Annotated in this window: 19 protein-coding genes and 1 pseudogene; 15 read left to right on the top strand and 5 right to left on the bottom strand. The window is 29.3% G+C overall.

Going from position 1 to position 17,319, the window contains the following annotated elements:
* Positions 1-7 precede the first annotated feature (7 nt).
* The 14 genes from CF66_RS01900 (at position 8) to CF66_RS01965 (ending at position 9,878) form a co-directional block, all read left to right on the top strand.
* A complete protein-coding gene (locus CF66_RS01900) occupies positions 8-784 on the top strand; it encodes a ParA family protein (RefSeq protein WP_034411373.1) in 777 nt (258 codons plus the stop codon).
* A complete protein-coding gene (locus CF66_RS01905) occupies positions 777-1,577 on the top strand; it encodes a chemotaxis protein CheW (RefSeq protein WP_016503498.1) in 801 nt (266 codons plus the stop codon). The genes CF66_RS01900 and CF66_RS01905 overlap by 8 nt, the downstream gene beginning before the upstream one ends.
* Positions 1,578-1,618: 41 nt before the next feature.
* Complete coding sequence (locus tag CF66_RS01910) at positions 1,619-2,113, top strand: chemotaxis protein CheW (protein ID WP_034411375.1); 495 nt, start codon at positions 1,619-1,621, stop codon at positions 2,111-2,113.
* Positions 2,113-2,550 carry a DUF2802 domain-containing protein gene (locus CF66_RS01915; protein ID WP_016503497.1) on the top strand — a complete coding sequence of 146 codons (438 nt, stop codon included), beginning with the start codon at positions 2,113-2,115 and terminating at the stop codon, positions 2,548-2,550. Before CF66_RS01910 ends, CF66_RS01915 begins: the two co-directional genes overlap by 1 nt.
* Positions 2,551-2,590: 40 nt before the next feature.
* Positions 2,591-3,217, top strand: coding sequence for a cytochrome c biogenesis heme-transporting ATPase CcmA (ccmA, locus tag CF66_RS01920; RefSeq protein WP_016503496.1), 627 nt, complete (start codon positions 2,591-2,593; stop codon positions 3,215-3,217).
* Entirely contained in the window at positions 3,217-3,891 is a 675-nt protein-coding gene (gene ccmB / locus CF66_RS01925; protein ID WP_034411376.1) for a heme exporter protein CcmB, read from the top strand. Before ccmA ends, ccmB begins: the two co-directional genes overlap by 1 nt.
* 36 nt (positions 3,892-3,927) lie before the next feature.
* Positions 3,928-4,659, top strand: a complete 732-nt coding sequence (locus CF66_RS01930) for a heme ABC transporter permease (protein ID WP_016503494.1) — start codon at positions 3,928-3,930, stop codon at positions 4,657-4,659.
* Between the two features lie 41 nt (positions 4,660-4,700).
* The gene (gene ccmD / locus CF66_RS01935) at positions 4,701-4,898 is read left to right on the top strand and encodes a heme exporter protein CcmD (protein ID WP_016503493.1); all 198 of its coding nucleotides are present in this window, start codon (positions 4,701-4,703) and stop codon (positions 4,896-4,898) included.
* Positions 4,895-5,377 carry a cytochrome c maturation protein CcmE gene (ccmE, locus tag CF66_RS01940; RefSeq protein ID WP_034411377.1) on the top strand — a complete coding sequence of 161 codons (483 nt, stop codon included), beginning with the start codon at positions 4,895-4,897 and terminating at the stop codon, positions 5,375-5,377. The genes ccmD and ccmE overlap by 4 nt, the downstream gene beginning before the upstream one ends.
* Positions 5,374-7,326 (top strand): heme lyase CcmF/NrfE family subunit, encoded by a 1,953-nt coding sequence (locus CF66_RS01945; RefSeq protein ID WP_034411379.1) that lies wholly within the window; start codon positions 5,374-5,376, stop codon positions 7,324-7,326. The genes ccmE and CF66_RS01945 overlap by 4 nt, the downstream gene beginning before the upstream one ends.
* Positions 7,327-7,881: a DsbE family thiol:disulfide interchange protein gene (locus CF66_RS01950; protein WP_016503490.1), complete on the top strand. Its 555-nt coding sequence runs from the start codon at positions 7,327-7,329 to the stop codon at positions 7,879-7,881.
* Positions 7,878-8,342 (top strand): cytochrome c-type biogenesis protein, encoded by a 465-nt coding sequence (locus tag CF66_RS01955; RefSeq protein ID WP_034411381.1) that lies wholly within the window; start codon positions 7,878-7,880, stop codon positions 8,340-8,342. The genes CF66_RS01950 and CF66_RS01955 overlap by 4 nt, the downstream gene beginning before the upstream one ends.
* Entirely contained in the window at positions 8,342-9,052 is a 711-nt protein-coding gene (gene ccmI / locus CF66_RS01960) for a c-type cytochrome biogenesis protein CcmI (protein ID WP_052541659.1), read from the top strand. The genes CF66_RS01955 and ccmI overlap by 1 nt, the downstream gene beginning before the upstream one ends.
* 91 nt (positions 9,053-9,143) lie before the next feature.
* Positions 9,144-9,878, top strand: a complete 735-nt coding sequence (locus CF66_RS01965) for an MlaA family lipoprotein (RefSeq protein ID WP_016503487.1) — start codon at positions 9,144-9,146, stop codon at positions 9,876-9,878.
* A gap of 35 nt (positions 9,879-9,913) precedes the next feature.
* Here CF66_RS01965 and purC read toward each other — a convergent pair whose 3' ends face one another.
* Positions 9,914-11,014, bottom strand: a complete 1,101-nt coding sequence (gene purC / locus CF66_RS01970) for a phosphoribosylaminoimidazolesuccinocarboxamide synthase (protein WP_034411383.1) — start codon at positions 11,012-11,014, stop codon at positions 9,914-9,916.
* Positions 11,015-11,124: 110 nt separating this feature from the next.
* Entirely contained in the window at positions 11,125-11,844 is a 720-nt protein-coding gene (locus tag CF66_RS01975) for a DUF3581 family protein (protein WP_016503485.1), read from the bottom strand.
* A gap of 225 nt (positions 11,845-12,069) precedes the next feature.
* Between CF66_RS01975 and glnS the strand changes: the two genes are divergently transcribed.
* Positions 12,070-13,734, top strand: a complete 1,665-nt coding sequence (gene glnS / locus CF66_RS01980) for a glutamine--tRNA ligase (protein WP_034411386.1) — start codon at positions 12,070-12,072, stop codon at positions 13,732-13,734.
* 27 nt (positions 13,735-13,761) lie between these two features.
* On the opposite strand, the pseudogene CF66_RS01985 reads toward glnS, so the two are convergent.
* From CF66_RS01985 to CF66_RS01995, 3 genes and pseudogenes are all read right to left on the bottom strand, one after another.
* Positions 13,762-14,177 (bottom strand): annotated as a pseudogene (locus CF66_RS01985) (transcriptional repressor).
* Between the two features lie 489 nt (positions 14,178-14,666).
* On the bottom strand, positions 14,667-15,857 hold the full coding sequence (gene fabV, locus CF66_RS01990) for an enoyl-ACP reductase FabV (protein WP_034411388.1): 1,191 nt from the start codon (positions 15,855-15,857) through the stop codon (positions 14,667-14,669).
* Positions 15,858-16,262: 405 nt separating this feature from the next.
* Positions 16,263-17,315 carry a mechanosensitive ion channel family protein gene (locus CF66_RS01995; protein ID WP_016503482.1) on the bottom strand — a complete coding sequence of 351 codons (1,053 nt, stop codon included), beginning with the start codon at positions 17,313-17,315 and terminating at the stop codon, positions 16,263-16,265.
* Positions 17,316-17,319: the final 4 nt, after the last annotated feature.

A 17,319-nucleotide genomic window follows, 5' to 3' on the forward strand; every position in this document is an offset into this window, starting at 1 on the left:
TTTAATAATGATTATTTGGTGTATTGCAAACCAAAAAGGTGGAGTAGGGAAAACTACTACTGCTATAACTTTAGCAGGTTTATTAAGTATGAAAAATCGTAAGGTTTTGCTAATTGATACTGACCCTCACGCCTCTTTAACATCATATCTTGGTTATGATACTAATAGTATTAATTCAAGTTTATTTGAATTATTTCAACTAAAAAATTTTAACCCAAAAAAAATATCTTCTACAATTATTAAAACAAATATTATAGGAATTGACATAATTCCTGGTCATATATCGTTAGCAACATTAGACAGGGCAATGGGAAATAAGGGTGGAATAGGTTTAATTCTAAAAAAAACTTTATCAACTTTAAATGAGCATTATGATTATGTCATGATTGATTGTCCTCCTATATTCAGTATTATGATGGTTAATGCATTAGTAGCAAGTGATCGGATATTAGTGCCAGTTCAAACAGAGTTTTTAGCTATGAAAGGGTTAGAATATATGCTTCATACATTGGAAATTATAACAAAAACTTGTAGGAAGAGTTTTAAAATAACTATTGTACCAACTATGTATGATAAACGGACACTTGCTTCTTTTCAAACATTAAATGAACTCAAAAAAGTATACATTAGAAAAGTTTGGAATTTTGCTATTCCTATTGATACTAAATTTAGAGATGCTAGCGTAAGAAATTTACCAATATCTCACTGTTATCCATCTAGTCGGGGAGTACTTGCTTATAAAGAGCTATTATTATATCTTGAGAGACTAAATCTTAATGAGTAACAATCATCAAAAATTTTCTAGTAAAACAGTTCTTGATGCTTATATAAAAGAACTACTTAATGATGATGAAATACTATCTACAGAAGATTTTCAATCTTCCTCTGAACAGTTATTAAAGACAACTTCATTAAGCAAGAACTATTTTAACCTTAAGAGTACAAACTCTAAACATACTGACCACCTTAATAAGTTATTAAAGCAATTAGAATCAGATTATATTGCTCATAATAATTTTGACAGATCATCTCAACAGAGCAAATTTCAATCGAAAAAATTAAAAAGTACGTCTGTTTTTAATCATTTATCCTATCAAAAAGATGCTAAGCGAATTAATAATTTTCCAGTTCTTTATTTTAAGGTTAATGGTATAACTTTAGCTGTTCCTTTAGATGAATTAGGAGGAATTTATCCAATAGGTAAATTAAATCGTGTAATAGGCACTCCAAATTGGTACTTAGGAGTACAAGTTAGTAAAAATATTAAACTAGATGTTGTTGATACTGCTAAGTTGCTTAATTTATCATCCAGAAAGTTGACTTGTAGTAATAATAAAGAATTGAAATATCAATACAGGTATATCATGATGCTTGGTGACAGTGTTTGGTGTTTAGCAAGTAGTAGATTAGAAAGTAATGAAATTTTGGATACAAGTAAAGTTTCTTGGTATCAAAAATCAGGGAAGCTTCCTTGGATTGCAGGCATACTGAAAGAAAAGATGTGTGCTTTAATTTATGTAGATCCGTTAGTATCTATGCTTAATTTGAAAAAAGAGATAAAAGCTCGAGATAAATAGTTATATTTTATAGTTCGTCGCGATTTGGAAAAGGAAAATTCATGTCTCAATCTAATGATATTAAAGTTCAGAATAATAAAACTAATGATCAAGTATTTCAGTGGGTTACATTTAGATTAGAAAAAGAGACTTATGGTGTTAATGTAATGCAAGTACGCGAAGTATTACGTCATACTGAAATTGCTCCAGTACCAGGTGCACCTAGTTATGTATTGGGTATTATTAATCTTCGTGGTAATGTAGTGACTGTTATTGATACACGTTCTCGTTTTGGTTTAATGGAAGGTAAAATTACAGATAATACACGTATTATTGTGATTGAATCTAAACTTCAAGTGGTTGGAATTTTAGTTGATAGTGTTGCAGAAGTTGTATATTTGCGTTCTTCTGAGATTGATACTACACCAAGTGTTGGTACTAATGAAAGTTCTAAATTTATACAAGGGGTTAGTAATCGTCATGGAGAGTTACTTATTTTAGTTAATCTTGATAGACTGCTTTCAGATGAAGAATGGAATGAATTGGCTCATGTATAATGATAATTCAATCTTTATTTAGTCTGCTTGGTTTTTTTATTTTTTTGTTTTTTGTTTTTTTGTTTTTTCAAATTAGAATTTCATCTTTAATAAAGAAACAAAAGCAAGAAATAGGAGAATTAAAGAATTGTCTTAGAAAGAGTGGTAAGCAACTTGTAGAATTACGTTCAATAATCATAGGTATTGGGAAAAGGGTAAATGAGCAAGGAGATTCCATTAAGCATATTAATGAAAGATTATTTGAATTAGAAAAAACAGATACTAGTAGTCGTCTTTATACCAGGGCTTCTAAAATGCTGAAGCTTGGAGCAGGGTTACGTGAGTTAATTGAAGAATGTGAGTTACCAAAAGCGGAGGCTGAGTTGATGATGTCTTTACAAAAAAAATTGACGGGTAAAGAAAAAATTCCACCTTTAGAAACCACTCCAGATATGTAATATATATAATATAAAACTATTTTACTTTGATATTAATCATATGCTTGAAGCAAAATATTTAACTGCTATCCGTAATGAAAGGGTTTTATTTAGATCTATTTCTTTTCAAATAAACTTCGGCGAATTTGTGCAAATAGAAGGTAGAAACGGTGTAGGAAAAACAACTCTTTTACGTATTATTGTTGGCCTTTCTTCTTGTGAAGATGGGGAAGTATACTGGAATAGTAATAATATTAAAGATAATAGAAATCTTTTCTATAAAGACTTACTGTTTATCGGTCATAAAAGTGGCATAAAACAGGAGCTTACTGTGTTTGAAAACCTTAGTTTCTATCAAAACATCACCCAGTCTACTTCTAATACTAAAAAAGAAATCTACTATTCTTTAATGAAAGCTGGTTTATCTGGGAATGAAAATTCTCTTGTCGCTCAACTGTCTTTTGGTCAGCAGCGTCGCGTGGCACTTGCGAGGTTATTATTAAGTAAGCAAAAGCTTTGGATTTTAGATGAGCCTATGATATATCTAGATCAGCAAGGAATAAACATTTTTCAAGAATTATTTCTAAGACATATAGAAAATGGTGGTATTATTATCTTGACCACTCATCAAAATCTATTTAGGAATAATATAAAGTTAAGAAAAATCAAATTAGGTAATAATAAGTAATGTTCCTAGCGATGTGTGCACTTATTCGTCGTGAATTTTTCATAATTTTTCATCGTAAAATTGATATACTTAACCATTTATATTTTTTTATTATTATTATTGTTCTATTCCCTTTAAGTTTTAGTCCAGAATTATTGCTTCTTTCTCATACTATCGCAGGTGTTGTTTGGATATCGGTACTATTATCAATTTTTTTATCTCTCGAGCGTTTATTTAGAGATGATTTTTTAGATGGTTCATTAGAACAAATAATGCTCACGCCTATACCATTACCATTGATTATAATCATAAAAGTGATGGCTCATTGGATCTGGAGTTCTTTACCATTGGTATTAATTAGTCCTTTATTATTAGTTTTTTTTTCAATTGATTATAACGTTTGGCTTGCTATTGTTTTAACTTTATTAATCGGTACTCCTACTCTTAACTTTATTGGTGCTATTGGTGTTAGTTTAACAGTTACTTTGCAAAAAGGGACCGGTGTATTGCTTAGTTTATTAGTTCTTCCTTTAAGTATACCAGTATTGATTTTTACTACATCAGCGATTAATTCTGCATCTTTAGGAATATCTTATAATGCCCAGTTAGCAATATTGAGTGCAATGTTATTAGGTAGTATAACATTTACACCATTAGTCATTAGCCTATCTTTACGAATAGGTGGAGAAGGTTAGCTATATTTTTCAAAACATAAAGTGAGAAAATATATAATGTTAGTATGGATTCATTCCTGTAAAAAATCAAAGTATGTTTATGAATTATGTGGAAAATTAATTCCTTTATTTTCAATATTAACATTCTTATTTCTTTTTATTGGAACGGTTTGGGGACTTGCATATGCTCCTTCAGATTATCAACAAGGTAATGGATTTAGAATTATATATATTCATGTTCCTGCAGCAATTTTATCTATGGGTGTGTATATGTCAATGGCAATTCTTGCTTGTATTGGAATTATTTGGCAAATTAAATTACCAAATATGGCAGCTTGCGCAATGGCACCAATTGGTGCAGTATTCACTTTTATTGCATTATTTACAGGTTCAGTTTGGGGGAAAGCAATGTGGGGAACTTGGTGGATATGGGATGCACGTCTTACTTCTGAACTCGTTCTTTTCCTTTTCTATTTAGCTTTTATTGCTCTTTACCATGCATTTGATAACCATGAAATAGCATCTAAAGTTGCTAGTATTTTAGCAATCGTTGGAGTAGTAAACTTACCAATAATTCATTTTTCTGTTGAATGGTGGTATACATTACATCAGGGAGCTACTCTTACAAAATTTGAAAAACCTTCAATTTCAAATGATATGCTTTGGCCACTTATTTTAAATATTTTTGGTTTTGCTTTTTTTTATGGCTTACTTACTATGATCCGAATGCGCAATGAAATTCTTCGTAAAGCACTCCATCGTTTATGGATCATGGGTTATAAAGTATAAGGATTGAGAGTAATTAATTTAGTTAAGGAGATTAATTAATTATGTATTTTGATTCATTTGCTGATTTATTAGCTATGGGGGGATATGCTACATCTGTTTGGACTGCTTTTGGGATAACTTTTCTTTCTATGTTTATTTTGTTGTTTGTTAGTATTAGAAAGGGGTTTTTTTTATTAATTGAAATGCAAACAAAACTTCAACTTTATAATTGCAAAACAAATATTGAGAATATTTTATGAATTCTAAATATAAAAAACGATTAGGTTTAATATTTTTAATGTTTACTAGTATTGCTGGAATGATAAGTTTAGTTTTATATGCACTAAAGGAAAATATAGATTTTTTTTATACCCCAACAGAATTAATTTACGGAAAAGGTCATAGTCTTGCCAAACCAAAAATCGGACAACGATTGCGTGTTGGTGGTACAGTTCTTAATGGTTCTGTTAATCGTGATTCAAATTCTTTGCAGGTAAGTTTTAGATTGCATGATATGAATTCAAGTATAGTCGTTTTATATGATGGAATTTTGCCAGATTTGTTTCGTGAAGGTCAAGGAATTGTAGCACAGGGTTTTCTTTTAGATTCAAGCACATTTAAAGCCTCTCAAGTATTAGCTAAACATGATGAAGAATATATGCCATTTGGAGAAGCAGAATCGATGAAGAAGACCCATAAACCTATTCAGCATTCAGATAAACAGGTAAGTATGAAATGATTGTAGAAATTGGTCATTTTTCTATTATTTCTGCATTAAGCATAACCGTATTATTAAGTATTATTCCTTTGATTGGTGCATCAAGAAATAATGTTATTTTAATGTATTCTGCTAAGCCTTTGTCTTTTGCTGTGTTTTTCTTGTTATTAATTGCATTTTTAATTTTACTATGGGCCTTTTATACCAATGATTTTACTTTAATTTATGTAGCAATGAATTCAAATACGCAGTTACCTTGGTATTATCGATTAAGTGCATTGTGGGGTGCACATGAAGGTTCATTATTATTATGGGTATTGATTCAATCTGGTTGGACTGCAGCAGTCTCACTATATAATCGTTCTATACCACAAGAATTAATATCTCGTGTTCTAGCTGTCATGGGAATGATCAATTTTGGATTTTTATTGTTTATAGTAGTCACATCAAATCCTTTTATACGTACATTGCCTTTTTTCCCAATTGATGGGAATGACCTTAATCCATTACTTCAAGATTTTGGATTAATTGTGCATCCTCCTATGTTATACATGGGTTATGTTGGTTTTTCTGTTGCTTTTTCATTTGCTATAGCATCCTTAATGACGGGAAATTTAGATATGGTATGGATTCGTTTTTGCCGTCCTTGGACAATCACAGCATGGTTATGTTTGACGTTAGGTATTGCATTAGGTTCATGGTGGGCGTACTACGAACTTGGTTGGGGTGGTTGGTGGTTTTGGGACCCAGTAGAAAATTCTTCTCTGATGCCTTGGTTATCTGGTACAGCCTTGATGCATTCGCTTGCAGTTTCAGAAAAACGAGGGACTTTTAAAAAATGGACAATATTATTAGCAATATTTACATTTTCATTGAGTCTACTTGGTACATTTTTAGTACGATCAGGTATCTTAATGTCTGTACACGCATTTGCTGCTGATCCATCGCGTGGTATATTTATGCTTAGTTTCTTAATTTTTGTTATTGGTGGTTCTTTATTGTTATTTGCCATGAGAGTAAAAAGAATACGTTCAACAGGTACTTTTGCATTAGTTTCTCGGGAAAATGCGTTATTAGGAAACAATATTTTTCTTATTACAGCATTATTAGTTGTACTTGTAGGTACATTATTGCCGTTAGTGCATAAGCAGATTGGTTTAGGTTCACTTTCAGTTGGTACACCATTCTTTAACACTATATTTTTCTGGTTAATGCTTCCATTTTCATTTTTATTGGGGATAGGGCCATTAATTCGTTGGAAACGCGATCAATTTCAAAAATTTATAAAACCAATGGTAATATCAGGGCTATTATCCTTAGGTTTATCAGCAGTAGTAGTATTTGTTTTAGACAATAATTTCAACGGTATATTATTTATTGGACTGGTGATGGCATGTTGGATAATTATTTTGCATTGTATTGGATTATATGAGCGTTCTACATATCGAAATAATTTTTTAAAAGGTTTTTTAAAATTGAGAGCTAGTTATTGGGCTATGTTTTTTGCCCATACAGGCTTATCATTAAGTATCATTGGTATTGCAGTAGTTCAGAATTGCAGTATTGAACATGATATTCGGTTAGCACCAGGTGAGTATTTTCAAATTCAAGATTATCATCTTTATTTCAAAGGGTTAAGAAATACAAACGGACCTAACTATAGCAGTTATATCGCAGATTTTGAAATTATTAAAAATGGACAATATCTCACTCTTTTACAGGCAGAAAAACGAATTTATTTTAGTTCTAGTTTAATGATGACTGAAGTAGGAATTGATTGGGGATTAACACGCGATTTATATATAGCTATGGGTGAACCTTTAGAAGATAATAATTCATGGTCTATTCATGTAGCTTATAAACCATTTATCCGTTGGATTTGGATTGGATTATTGTTTATGGCATTCGGTGGACTAATAGCTATTAGTGATAATCGTTATAGTTTTCATAAATTTAATTTGGGGAGATAAATGAAAAAGTTAATTCTATTTATTCCATTGATAGGATTTTTAGGACTGGTTTTTATATTTTCTATTCAATTATTTTATGATTCAGAAAGAGAAAATTCTTTTCAACTAGAATCAATGCTAATTGGTAAAAAAATCCCATCATTTATTTTAGAAGATGTGATTGAACTTGGTAAATTTCATAATGAGACTATTTTTCAAGGTAAGCAACCTACACTATTAAACGTATGGGCTACTTGGTGTCCTACATGTTATTCTGAACATCAGTATTTGCATGAATTAGAAAATGAAGGTGTTAAAATAATTGGTCTTAATTATAGAGATAAACGTTCTGAAGCGATAAAGTGGTTAAATAAATTTGGTAATCCTTATGTTATAAATCTTTTTGATTGGGACAATGTATTAGGTTTTGATCTAGGTGTCTATGGAGCTCCTGAAACTTTCTTGATTGATAAAGAAGCTATTGTTCGTTATCGTTATGTGGGTAAAGTTGATCCGAATATTTGGAATAAAATGTTAAAGCCAATTTATATTAGCTTGCTTGATGAATTAAAATGATGAAAAGAACTTTTTTATTACTGCTGGCTATATTAATTTCTATGACTGTTGATGCTAATATAGACTATTATAAGTTTGATAATTTAAATCAAAAAATCCAGTTTAAAAAGCTGAATAACATACTGCGTTGTCCTCAATGTCCTAATAATAGTATTCATACTTCAAATTCAGAAATTGCAAAGGATTTACGAAAAAAGGTTTATAAAATGATAATAGAAGGTAAATCTAATCAAGAGATTCTTGATTACATGGTTGTTCGTTATGGTAATTTTATTACTTATGATCCTCCATTAACATGGGCAACTTTTTTATTGTGGGGAATTCCGATTTTATCTATTTTTTTGGGTTTAATAATTATTTTAAATAGGAAGGATGACCGTATTTTAATTGAATGGAATTTTCAAAAAGAAGCTGAACTTCAAGCACTGCTTGATGAAGGAGATTTTAGGAGTAAGCGTTAATGGGATTATTTTTGTTAGTTTCTGTGATACTTACTTCATTCATTTGTTTTATTTTGCTTTTTTCAGTTATTAGAAAAAAAAGCAACCATTCTGTATTATTACCTAGTGAAGTAAATAAATTTTTTTATAAAAAAAATCTTCATGAATTTGAAAAAGAAATAGAAGCAGGATTAGTTGGAGAAAAGAAAAAGCTTATTGTAGAGCTTAAACAATCCTTTCTTGATAATATCGTTAAAATAAAATCAGACGAACAAAAATCTTTGACTCCATCATTTTCTATTACTATGTTTTCATTATCCATTATTTTAATGGTTATATGTTCTTATGTGGTTTATATGAAATTTGGTGCATTTTATAAAGTATTACATTGGAAAGATGTAAGCAGTAAATTGCCTGAATTATCTAATAAGTTAATACTATCTGAGAAGATAGTATTAACTAAAGATGAAAGATTAGATTTAATACTAGCTCTGCGAACTCGGTTACATTATCAACCAGCAGATTCACTAGGGTGGTTATTACTAGGTCTTATTGGACTAGCTAATCAAGATATAAATATGGCCATTCTTGCGATGAAAAAAGCTTATTCTTTAGAACCAGAGAATCCAAATATACAACGAGGTTATGCACAAGCATTAATATTTTCAAAGAATATTGTAGAAAAAAATAAAGCTTATAGAATTCTTGATACTCTTGAAAAAAAACAATAATTTTTCAGGTTAGCTTTTATTAAGCCCATAAGATTATAGGTAGAGTAATTTTATAATTTTTTAAATATTAAACACTCTGTGGATAACTTATATGATACGTGCTTTAATTTTACTTTTTTTTGTAGCTTCGTCAGTAGGCTGTTCAATCTCAACTAGAATCAATGAAAATAACAATAAAGATCCTTTAGAGGACTTAAATCGTATTATATGGGAAATAAATTATGATTATTTAGATCCATATATTCTTTATCCTGTATCATTTTTCTATATTAGTAAAGTTCCTATTCCAATTAGAAGTTGTATCAAAAATTTTTTAGGTAATTTAAGTGAACCTTCCAGTATGATTAATACTCTTTTAATGCAGGACCCGAAAAAATCTTTACATCATTTTAATCGGTTTTTGTTAAATAGCACATTTGGTATGCTAGGTTGCATTGATGTAGCTTCATTATTAGGTATAAATAGCTATTCTCATAAGAAATTTAGTCATTTTCTCGGTTATTATGGATTGGAGAATGGTCCTTATTTAATGTTACCTTTTTATGGACCATTAATTCCAAGAGAAATTGCAAACTTAGTCGATTTTCTATATCCCCCCTTATTCTATATAAACAGTATTTTTTACTTAAAGATGTTTTTTGAATACATGGAATCTAGGTTTTCTTTATCATCTCAAGAAATTCAATTGAAAAACTCACTGGATCCATATATATTATTTAGAGAAATGTACCTGCAAAATCAAACATTTAAATCTGGAATAAAAATTAATGATTACTCTGATGATGAAGAAGACTATCTAGATATTTTTTTAGATAAGATGAAATGAAGTTCTGTTCTTTTTGATTAAAAAATTGTTTTGTCTTATTTAATAAGATGGTACTCTTCATCTAATATTTTTAGAATTTCTTGTTTTGGATTTCTACTTAGAGAAATAGCTTGTCCAGTAATAATTTCAGCAGCATTTAGATAAAGATCTGATATTTTTAATAAAATATTCCTTGGTAACTTGCTATTACATGCTATTTTTTGTCTTTCCACTATTCGTTCTTTATTTAATAATAAATCGCTATCCGGAATATACTCAAGTAAAAATTGGCGAAATTTTTCTTTTGATAGTTCAATAATATTTCCAATTTTGTACTCTTGAGTATTCCAAATACGAGAAGAATCTGGTGTACCCACTTCATCTATATAAATTAGTTTTTTCTTACCAGTAGTATTAGTTATGTAACCAAATTCAAATTTAGTATCAATGAAAGTTTGTCCAATGGTTTTTAGTTTATTACTAATGATAGAAAAACCTTTTTTTGAAAGTCTTTCATATTCTGTGATATCTTCTATTTTTAGAAAATTAAATAAATTAAAGTTGTCTTCAATATTTTTTCGAGAAATATTAGCGTCTGTAGTTTCAGAAACTCCAGGAATACCTCGGAGGATTCCTTTTGTTGATGGTGTAATGATAATTTCTGGTAATTCTGTATTTTTTTTCAGACCTTCTGGTAGAATAAGATTAGAAAATTTTCTTTTCCCTTGTTTGTAATCTCTCCAGATTGAGCCTGTTAGAAACTTACGACAGATTGCCTCAATCATGATAGGCTTGGTCTTTTGTATAATCCAAACTAAAGGATGTGGAATATCTACAATATGATTGTCAGCTAAGCCGTTTGTTTTAAATACTTTAAACCAATATTTAGAAATACTATTAATAGCAGCTCCTTTACCTAGAATTCCGTTCAATCTTCCCTTAGTATGCCAAATACAGTCAAATGCTGAAATCCTATCACTAACTATCATGACGGCTAACAATGAATCAGGAGAAATATTGTATTCTTTTTGTTTGATAAGGCGTTTGCTATCCTCTGAAGTTAAGAAATATATTGAACGAATTTTCCCATTATATATTGGTTTATCAGTACGGATCGGAAAATCATGAGTAATTGTTAACAATTGGTTTTTAAACACCTTTACTATCCTTAATCCTTAGTAAAGAAGATTTTTTTTGAATATTAAACAGATTTTATTCTGCTACTAATGAAATCTTATTCTTGTTTTTTATTAAGGAAACTTTATAGCTAAGCAGCTAGTTTTGATAAAAAAATGTCTTTTCGTTTATTGAAATGATTAATTAAATCATCAACTTCTTTTTTTACGTAAGGTCTAAGACCTCCTGCTATCATACGTTTAATACCTTTACCTACAATAATTTTATTTTCTTTAAAGATAAAATTTAGTGTTATAAAAGCTCTTTTTCCTACTACGTCAAAGGTGGCGTCTAAGAATTCAACTTTTGGTTGAATAAGATTTAAATGATTAAACTCAATTTCCATGCTTTCATAAATGACTAATGGTCGGTTACAGCTAATCATCATTTTTTGTTTTTCCATCAGTGGCACCATAATTTCTGGGAAGCTCATACCAGAAAATTGTACATAATCAACCACTAAACATTCAATTAATTTTTCGTCATAATTAATATTCCCATCATGGGTTATATGCAAATATTCTTTACCGTTTTTATCAACAACAGACTTTTTTTGTTCTGATTTATTCTCAATTTGTAATGCAATTCTATCATTAACCATTTCAGCAAAATCAAAACGCATTTTTTGACTGATCCCTTTTTTTTGTAAGAAAACTGCAAAGAGTAAATCTCCAGGAACACAGAAACGTTTATTATGTTCATCATGGATTGGATTATAATCACCAGCAACTTTTTTAGCGAAGTAACTTGCTTGTTTACGGGTAAACTTAAACTGTTGATTGTAATTTGAGAAGTAAGGAGTTAAGAACATAGTTTGTATTATTCTAGCTAAAATTAGGATAAATTATATATGGCATTTTAAAAAAACTGGTCTGTTTAGTATGTTAAATATTAATCTATAAATAGATTGTATAAAAATATTTAATCTTCTTGTTCTGTCAGATTTGCTTTAACTATATAATGTGTTATACATAAATGTGTATTTTGATTCGATTAAGTTTATTTTTAAGTTATATAACTAGAGATATGAGGTTTTATGATAAATAATAAGGAATCAGTTGTTCCATCAAACTTTATTCGACAGATTATTGATAATGATTTAAAAAATGGCATACATAAGAGCATACATACTCGTTTTCCGCCTGAACCTAATGGTTATCTTCATATTGGTCATGCTAAGTCTATTTGTTTAAATTTTGGTATTGCTAAAGATTACTTAGGTAAATGTAATCTTCGTTTTGATGATACTAATCCTGAAAAAGAAGATCTTGAATATATTAAATCAATTAAAAATGATTTGATTTGGCTAGGATTTAAATGGTCTGGGGATATTCATTATTCTTCTAATTACTTTGATGAATTTTATAAATATGCGATAGAATTAATCAACAAGGGTTTAGCTTATGTTGATGAGCTAAATCCTAAGCAGATTCGTGAATATCGAGGCACTTTAAGTTCTCCAGGTAAACCTAGTCCTTATCGTTCTAGAAGCATTCAGAAAAATTTAGATTTATTTAAAAAAATGCGTCTTGGAAAATTTAAAGAAGGTGAAGCATGTTTGCGTGCCAAGATTGATATGAATTCCTCTTTCATCATAATGCGAGATCCAGTTCTTTATCGTATTCGATTTATCAGACATCAACAAACTGGTAATAATTGGTGTATCTATCCTATGTATGATTTTAGTCATTGTATTTCTGATGCATTAGAAGGGATCACTCACTCAATTTGTACTTTAGAATTTCAAGATAATCGTCGTTTATATGATTGGATATTAGATAATATTACAATTACTTGTCGACCTAATCAGTATGAATTTAGTCGATTAAATTTACAATATACTATAATGTCAAAGCGCAAGTTAAACCAATTAGTTAAAAGCAATTTAGTGGAAGGATGGGATGATCCGCGGATGCCTACAATCTCTGGATTACGCCGTCGTGGTTTTACAGCAAAAGCCATACGAGATTTTTGTCAGCGTGTTGGTGTAACTAAACAAGAAAATATGATTGAATTTAGTTCTTTAGAATCTTGTATTAGGGCTGATTTGAATAAAACCACACCAAGGGTAATGGCTGTTCTTAATCCTGTTAAAGTAATTATTGAAAACTATAATGAAAAAAATACAGAAACATTGTTAATTAGAAATCATCCTAATAAGCCTGAAATGGGTTTTCGTGAAGTACCTTTTGGTCGTGTTATTTGGATCGAACGCAATGATTTTCGTGAAATAGAAACTGAAACATATAAGCGTTTAGTATTAGGTCAAGAAGTTCGATTACGTGGTTCTTATATTATTCGCGCTAAAGGTATAAAAAAAGATAAGCAAGGTAAAATTACTACTATTTACTGCAGTTATGATATGGATAGCTTAGGTAAAAATCCAAATAAACGTAAAGTAAAAAGGGTAATTCATTGGATATCAGCTGATAAAGCGTTAATTGCTGAAATTCGATTATATGATCATCTATTTACGATTCCTAATCCAGATTCTGTTGATGATTTTATTAATGCTATTAATTCTAAATCTCTATGTAAAGTACAAGGCTTTGTTGAACCTAGTTTAGCTACAGCGAAACCAGGGCAAAGATTTCAATTTGAACGCATTGGCTATTTTTGCTTAGATTCAAAACATTCAAAACCTCAATCATTAGTATTTAACCGAACTGTGAGTTTACGTGAAACTTGGAGCTTCGATTGAACATTATTTTTTTCACAAGTATTGAAATTAATGTTTGTTTACGTATTTTATGTATGCATTGGAATTATTTTTACATGAGGTATTTATATCTGAGTGTTTAGCATATAAATAAAGTTTATGGAAAGTTAGAATTAGATTATGTTGTGCAACAATTTTTTTGTCTCTGTTCGATAATTTTATCTAAAAACTCAGTCACTTTCTCACAATCTAAATATAATAGATGATCATGGTATTCTTTTCTGGATAGTTCAAATACTGATCTTACATTGTTAAATTGATTTAAAACTCGATATACTAATATTTTCTTTTATCTGGATTAATTTCTTGTATAAATCTTCAGCAGTAATATGTTGATATTTTGGTTGCTGAAAAAGTTCTAGACTCTTTAATCTTGAGGTAGTAACTTTAAGACCAGCATCCATCAAATCTTGATTATTTGACATATCGATTCCTATCAACTATCTATAATAAATAAAAATTCAATCTTTTATAATTTTATTGGATGAGGTTGCTAAATGTTATATGTATAATGTAGTTAGTTATATACTCTAAATATTATTAATCTATTTTTTTAGAAATAAATGGATATGTTTTATAAGTGCATTTGTTATGTATAGTGCTGCATAAAGTAGAAATAGAAAATGTTAAATGATTTTCCATAATAGTGCACGACAATGTATAGAATTACTTAAAAAAAACTAAATATAATAGGTATTTTATTTACTATTTCTATAGCAGTATACATGTATATGTAGCATATCCTGAAGGTCTTCATATTTACCGTATATAAGGCCAGTTTTGTTGTGCATAAAAGCAAAATTGTATATTTTTAGCCATTTGGGTATTTCTGCTTTACAAATTAAATTAAGCAAAAACTGTATCGGTTTATCATACTATGATAGATGATAATTGTTAATTTGCTATACTATAATTTATTTTATTTCTAATAGATTTATTGATTTTTCATAGTTTACTTCTTTAAGACCAAAACCAAATAATCCTAAAAATTCTTGTTTATATTCACTATAATCTGATAATTCTTTTAAATTTTCTGAAGTAATATTTGACCATATGTTATAACAGTTTTGTTGGATATCTTCACGAAGTTCCCAATCATCTAGTCGTAAACGATTTTCACTGTCTATATTTGAAGATAAAGTCTTCTTGGTATGCAAATGTTGACTAAAAAGTCGATAAATATTTTCAATACAACCTTCGTGGATCCCTTTTTTCCTCATTTCTTTAAATACTATCGAAATATATAGTGGCATTATTGGAATAGCAGAACTAGCTTGAGTTATAACTGATTTCAGAACAACGATATTAGCACTACCACTGATTATTGTTGACAATTTTTTATTTAGGAGTGATGCTGTATACTCTAAATGTTTTTTAGCTTTACCAATTGTTCCATTCCAGTAAATAGGCCATGTTATTTCTGTACCAATATAACTGTAGGCAATCGTTTTACAGCCTTTTGCTAATACATTTGCATCTAGAAGAGCATTTATCCAAAGTTCCCAATCTCCACCTCCCATTACAGTTACAGTATCTTTTATTTCAGCTTGTGTTGCAGGTTGAATATTTGCTTTAACAATTAGATCTTTGTTTGTATCTACCGCTATTGAAGTATATGTTTCACCTATAGGTTTTAAAACTGAACGAATAATTTTGCCTGTCTCAGGTAATTGTCTTATTGGAGAGGCTAGTGAGTAAACTAGCATATCAATCTGACCTAAATCTTCTTTTATTAGTTTTATTGTTTTTTTCTTGACTGAATCTGAAAAAGCGTCTCCATTTAGGCTTTTTGAGTATAAACCTGCTTGATTAGCTATTTTATCTAAAGCCATTGCATTATAGAAACCGGCAGTGCCTGTTTTCTTTTCAGTCTCTGGTTTTTCAAAGAAAATACCAATTGTAGATGCATTTCCACCAAATGCTAGAGCAATCCGAGAAGATAAACCATAACCACTAGAAGAACCAATAATTAATACACGTTTTGCTATATTCTGAATTATTCCTTGCTTTTTAGTGTAGGCTATTTGTTTTTTTACGTTAACTTCACAACCTATAGGGTGAGCAGTAGTACAAACAAAACCTCGGATTTTTGGTTTAATGATCATATTAAAATTCCTTCGATTATTATTTTGAAACAATAAGTTAATTAGAATGTTATAAGCAATTTAAAATTTTCTATTTACAATTTTTCATAGTTGTTTATCTAAAATTTTATTTATTTTTTGTTTATTAATAATTTTACAATCAGCTACAGTCTGTAGTATTAGTTTTTTAATTTTTTTAAAAAGATTTACTGTATAACACTAAAATTAGTGTGTTATTTTTTTCACATTATATAATTTTGCTTTGATTTTCCCCTTTCTTTAGTAAAAAGTATATTCTTAGTCAAGAATGCTCTTATATTTAAGTGAGAGACACATTTCTATATTTGAATATATGTAGATAGTTTGTCTTGCATTATACATTATAGGGCTTCATTTAGAAATAAAGCATAGGAAAAGAATAGCTGATTAATCAGATATATATTTAGATTCTAATTTAAGAGTTTGAGTTGGAAATGCGATGTCAGCATTGTATTTATAAATGATATTCATAATCTTAAGCAAAATATCCTGTTTAACTTCATGATAATGAACCCAGTTTATTGTTTTTGTAAATGTATATACTAGAAGGTCCAAAGATGATGGTCCAAAAGCGTTGAAACTCACGATTAAAGTTTGCTTAGCATCAATTTCTGGATGGTTCATTAACATACTTTTAATATCTGGAATGATAAGAACAATTTTTTTTCCATCTTCATAACGAATTCCGATATTTTCATTGATGCGTCTGTTGAACATTCGAGATGGATTTTCAACTACTATATTGCTAAATACTGAATTTGGTACATAAATCGGTCTTTTATCAAAGGTACGAATTATTGTAATACGCCAACCAATGCTTTCTACTGTACCTTCAATCTGACGATCTGGTGAGCGAATCCAATCATTGATTTTAAATGGACGATCAAAGTAGATCATTAGACCACCAAAAAAGTTAGATAATAAATCTTTTGCTGCTAAACCAACGATTAGCCCGCTAATACCACTTAAAGTCAATACGCCAGATAAACTGAGACCAAAAGATTGCATTATTATTAATATACCTATAGCTATAAAGAATAAACGAGCTACTTTTGCAGTAATTTGTAAAGTAGTAGCATCTTTATTTTTTTTCATTAAGGTATACTTTTCAGTATTATTAATAATACGAATAGCAATCCAGATAAAACTTATAGAAATTAGTAATAATTTTAATTTTTCGGACCAGTTAGTTTTAAAATTAAACTGAATCTTTAAGAAAAAGTCGAGTGAAATTATAGCGGGCCAAGACCAAATTAATACACTTATAGGGATTTTAAATGCATCAAGAACTAAATTATCCCAGTGAAATTTAGTTTTATTAACTAAAATGCTTAGACGCTTATAAGTAAGATGCCAAGCTATCCAAATAATAAAACTAATTCCTATAATAAAAAAGATATCTTTATGTAGATGCTGAACAAAATAATCTATAGTAAACATAGAG

Source organism: Candidatus Photodesmus anomalopis (genome assembly GCF_000731785.2).
GTDB classification, from domain to species: Bacteria; Pseudomonadota; Gammaproteobacteria; order Enterobacterales; family Vibrionaceae; genus Vibrio; species Vibrio anomalopis.

Excerpts from the sequence above, each read along its gene's own strand:
- CF66_RS01900 (WP_034411373.1), top strand. The coding sequence starts at position 8 with ATGATTATTTGGTGTATTGCAAACCAAAAAGGTGGAGTAGGGAAAACT.
- CF66_RS01905 (WP_016503498.1), top strand. The coding sequence starts at position 777 with ATGAGTAACAATCATCAAAAATTTTCTAGTAAAACAGTTCTTGATGCT.
- CF66_RS01910 (WP_034411375.1), top strand. The coding sequence starts at position 1,619 with ATGTCTCAATCTAATGATATTAAAGTTCAGAATAATAAAACTAATGAT.
- CF66_RS01915 (WP_016503497.1), top strand. The coding sequence starts at position 2,113 with ATGATAATTCAATCTTTATTTAGTCTGCTTGGTTTTTTTATTTTTTTG.
- ccmA (WP_016503496.1), top strand. The coding sequence starts at position 2,591 with ATGCTTGAAGCAAAATATTTAACTGCTATCCGTAATGAAAGGGTTTTA.
- ccmB (WP_034411376.1), top strand. The coding sequence starts at position 3,217 with ATGTTCCTAGCGATGTGTGCACTTATTCGTCGTGAATTTTTCATAATT.
- CF66_RS01930 (WP_016503494.1), top strand. The coding sequence starts at position 3,928 with ATGTTAGTATGGATTCATTCCTGTAAAAAATCAAAGTATGTTTATGAA.
- ccmD (WP_016503493.1), top strand. The coding sequence starts at position 4,701 with ATGTATTTTGATTCATTTGCTGATTTATTAGCTATGGGGGGATATGCT.
- ccmE (WP_034411377.1), top strand. The coding sequence starts at position 4,895 with ATGAATTCTAAATATAAAAAACGATTAGGTTTAATATTTTTAATGTTT.
- CF66_RS01945 (WP_034411379.1), top strand. The coding sequence starts at position 5,374 with ATGATTGTAGAAATTGGTCATTTTTCTATTATTTCTGCATTAAGCATA.
- CF66_RS01950 (WP_016503490.1), top strand. The coding sequence starts at position 7,327 with ATGAAAAAGTTAATTCTATTTATTCCATTGATAGGATTTTTAGGACTG.
- CF66_RS01955 (WP_034411381.1), top strand. The coding sequence starts at position 7,878 with ATGATGAAAAGAACTTTTTTATTACTGCTGGCTATATTAATTTCTATG.
- ccmI (WP_052541659.1), top strand. The coding sequence starts at position 8,342 with ATGGGATTATTTTTGTTAGTTTCTGTGATACTTACTTCATTCATTTGT.
- CF66_RS01965 (WP_016503487.1), top strand. The coding sequence starts at position 9,144 with ATGATACGTGCTTTAATTTTACTTTTTTTTGTAGCTTCGTCAGTAGGC.
- CF66_RS01975 (WP_016503485.1), bottom strand. The coding sequence starts at position 11,844 with ATGTTCTTAACTCCTTACTTCTCAAATTACAATCAACAGTTTAAGTTT.
- glnS (WP_034411386.1), top strand. The coding sequence starts at position 12,070 with ATGATAAATAATAAGGAATCAGTTGTTCCATCAAACTTTATTCGACAG.
- fabV (WP_034411388.1), bottom strand. The coding sequence starts at position 15,857 with ATGATCATTAAACCAAAAATCCGAGGTTTTGTTTGTACTACTGCTCAC.
- CF66_RS01995 (WP_016503482.1), bottom strand. The coding sequence starts at position 17,315 with ATGTTTACTATAGATTATTTTGTTCAGCATCTACATAAAGATATCTTT.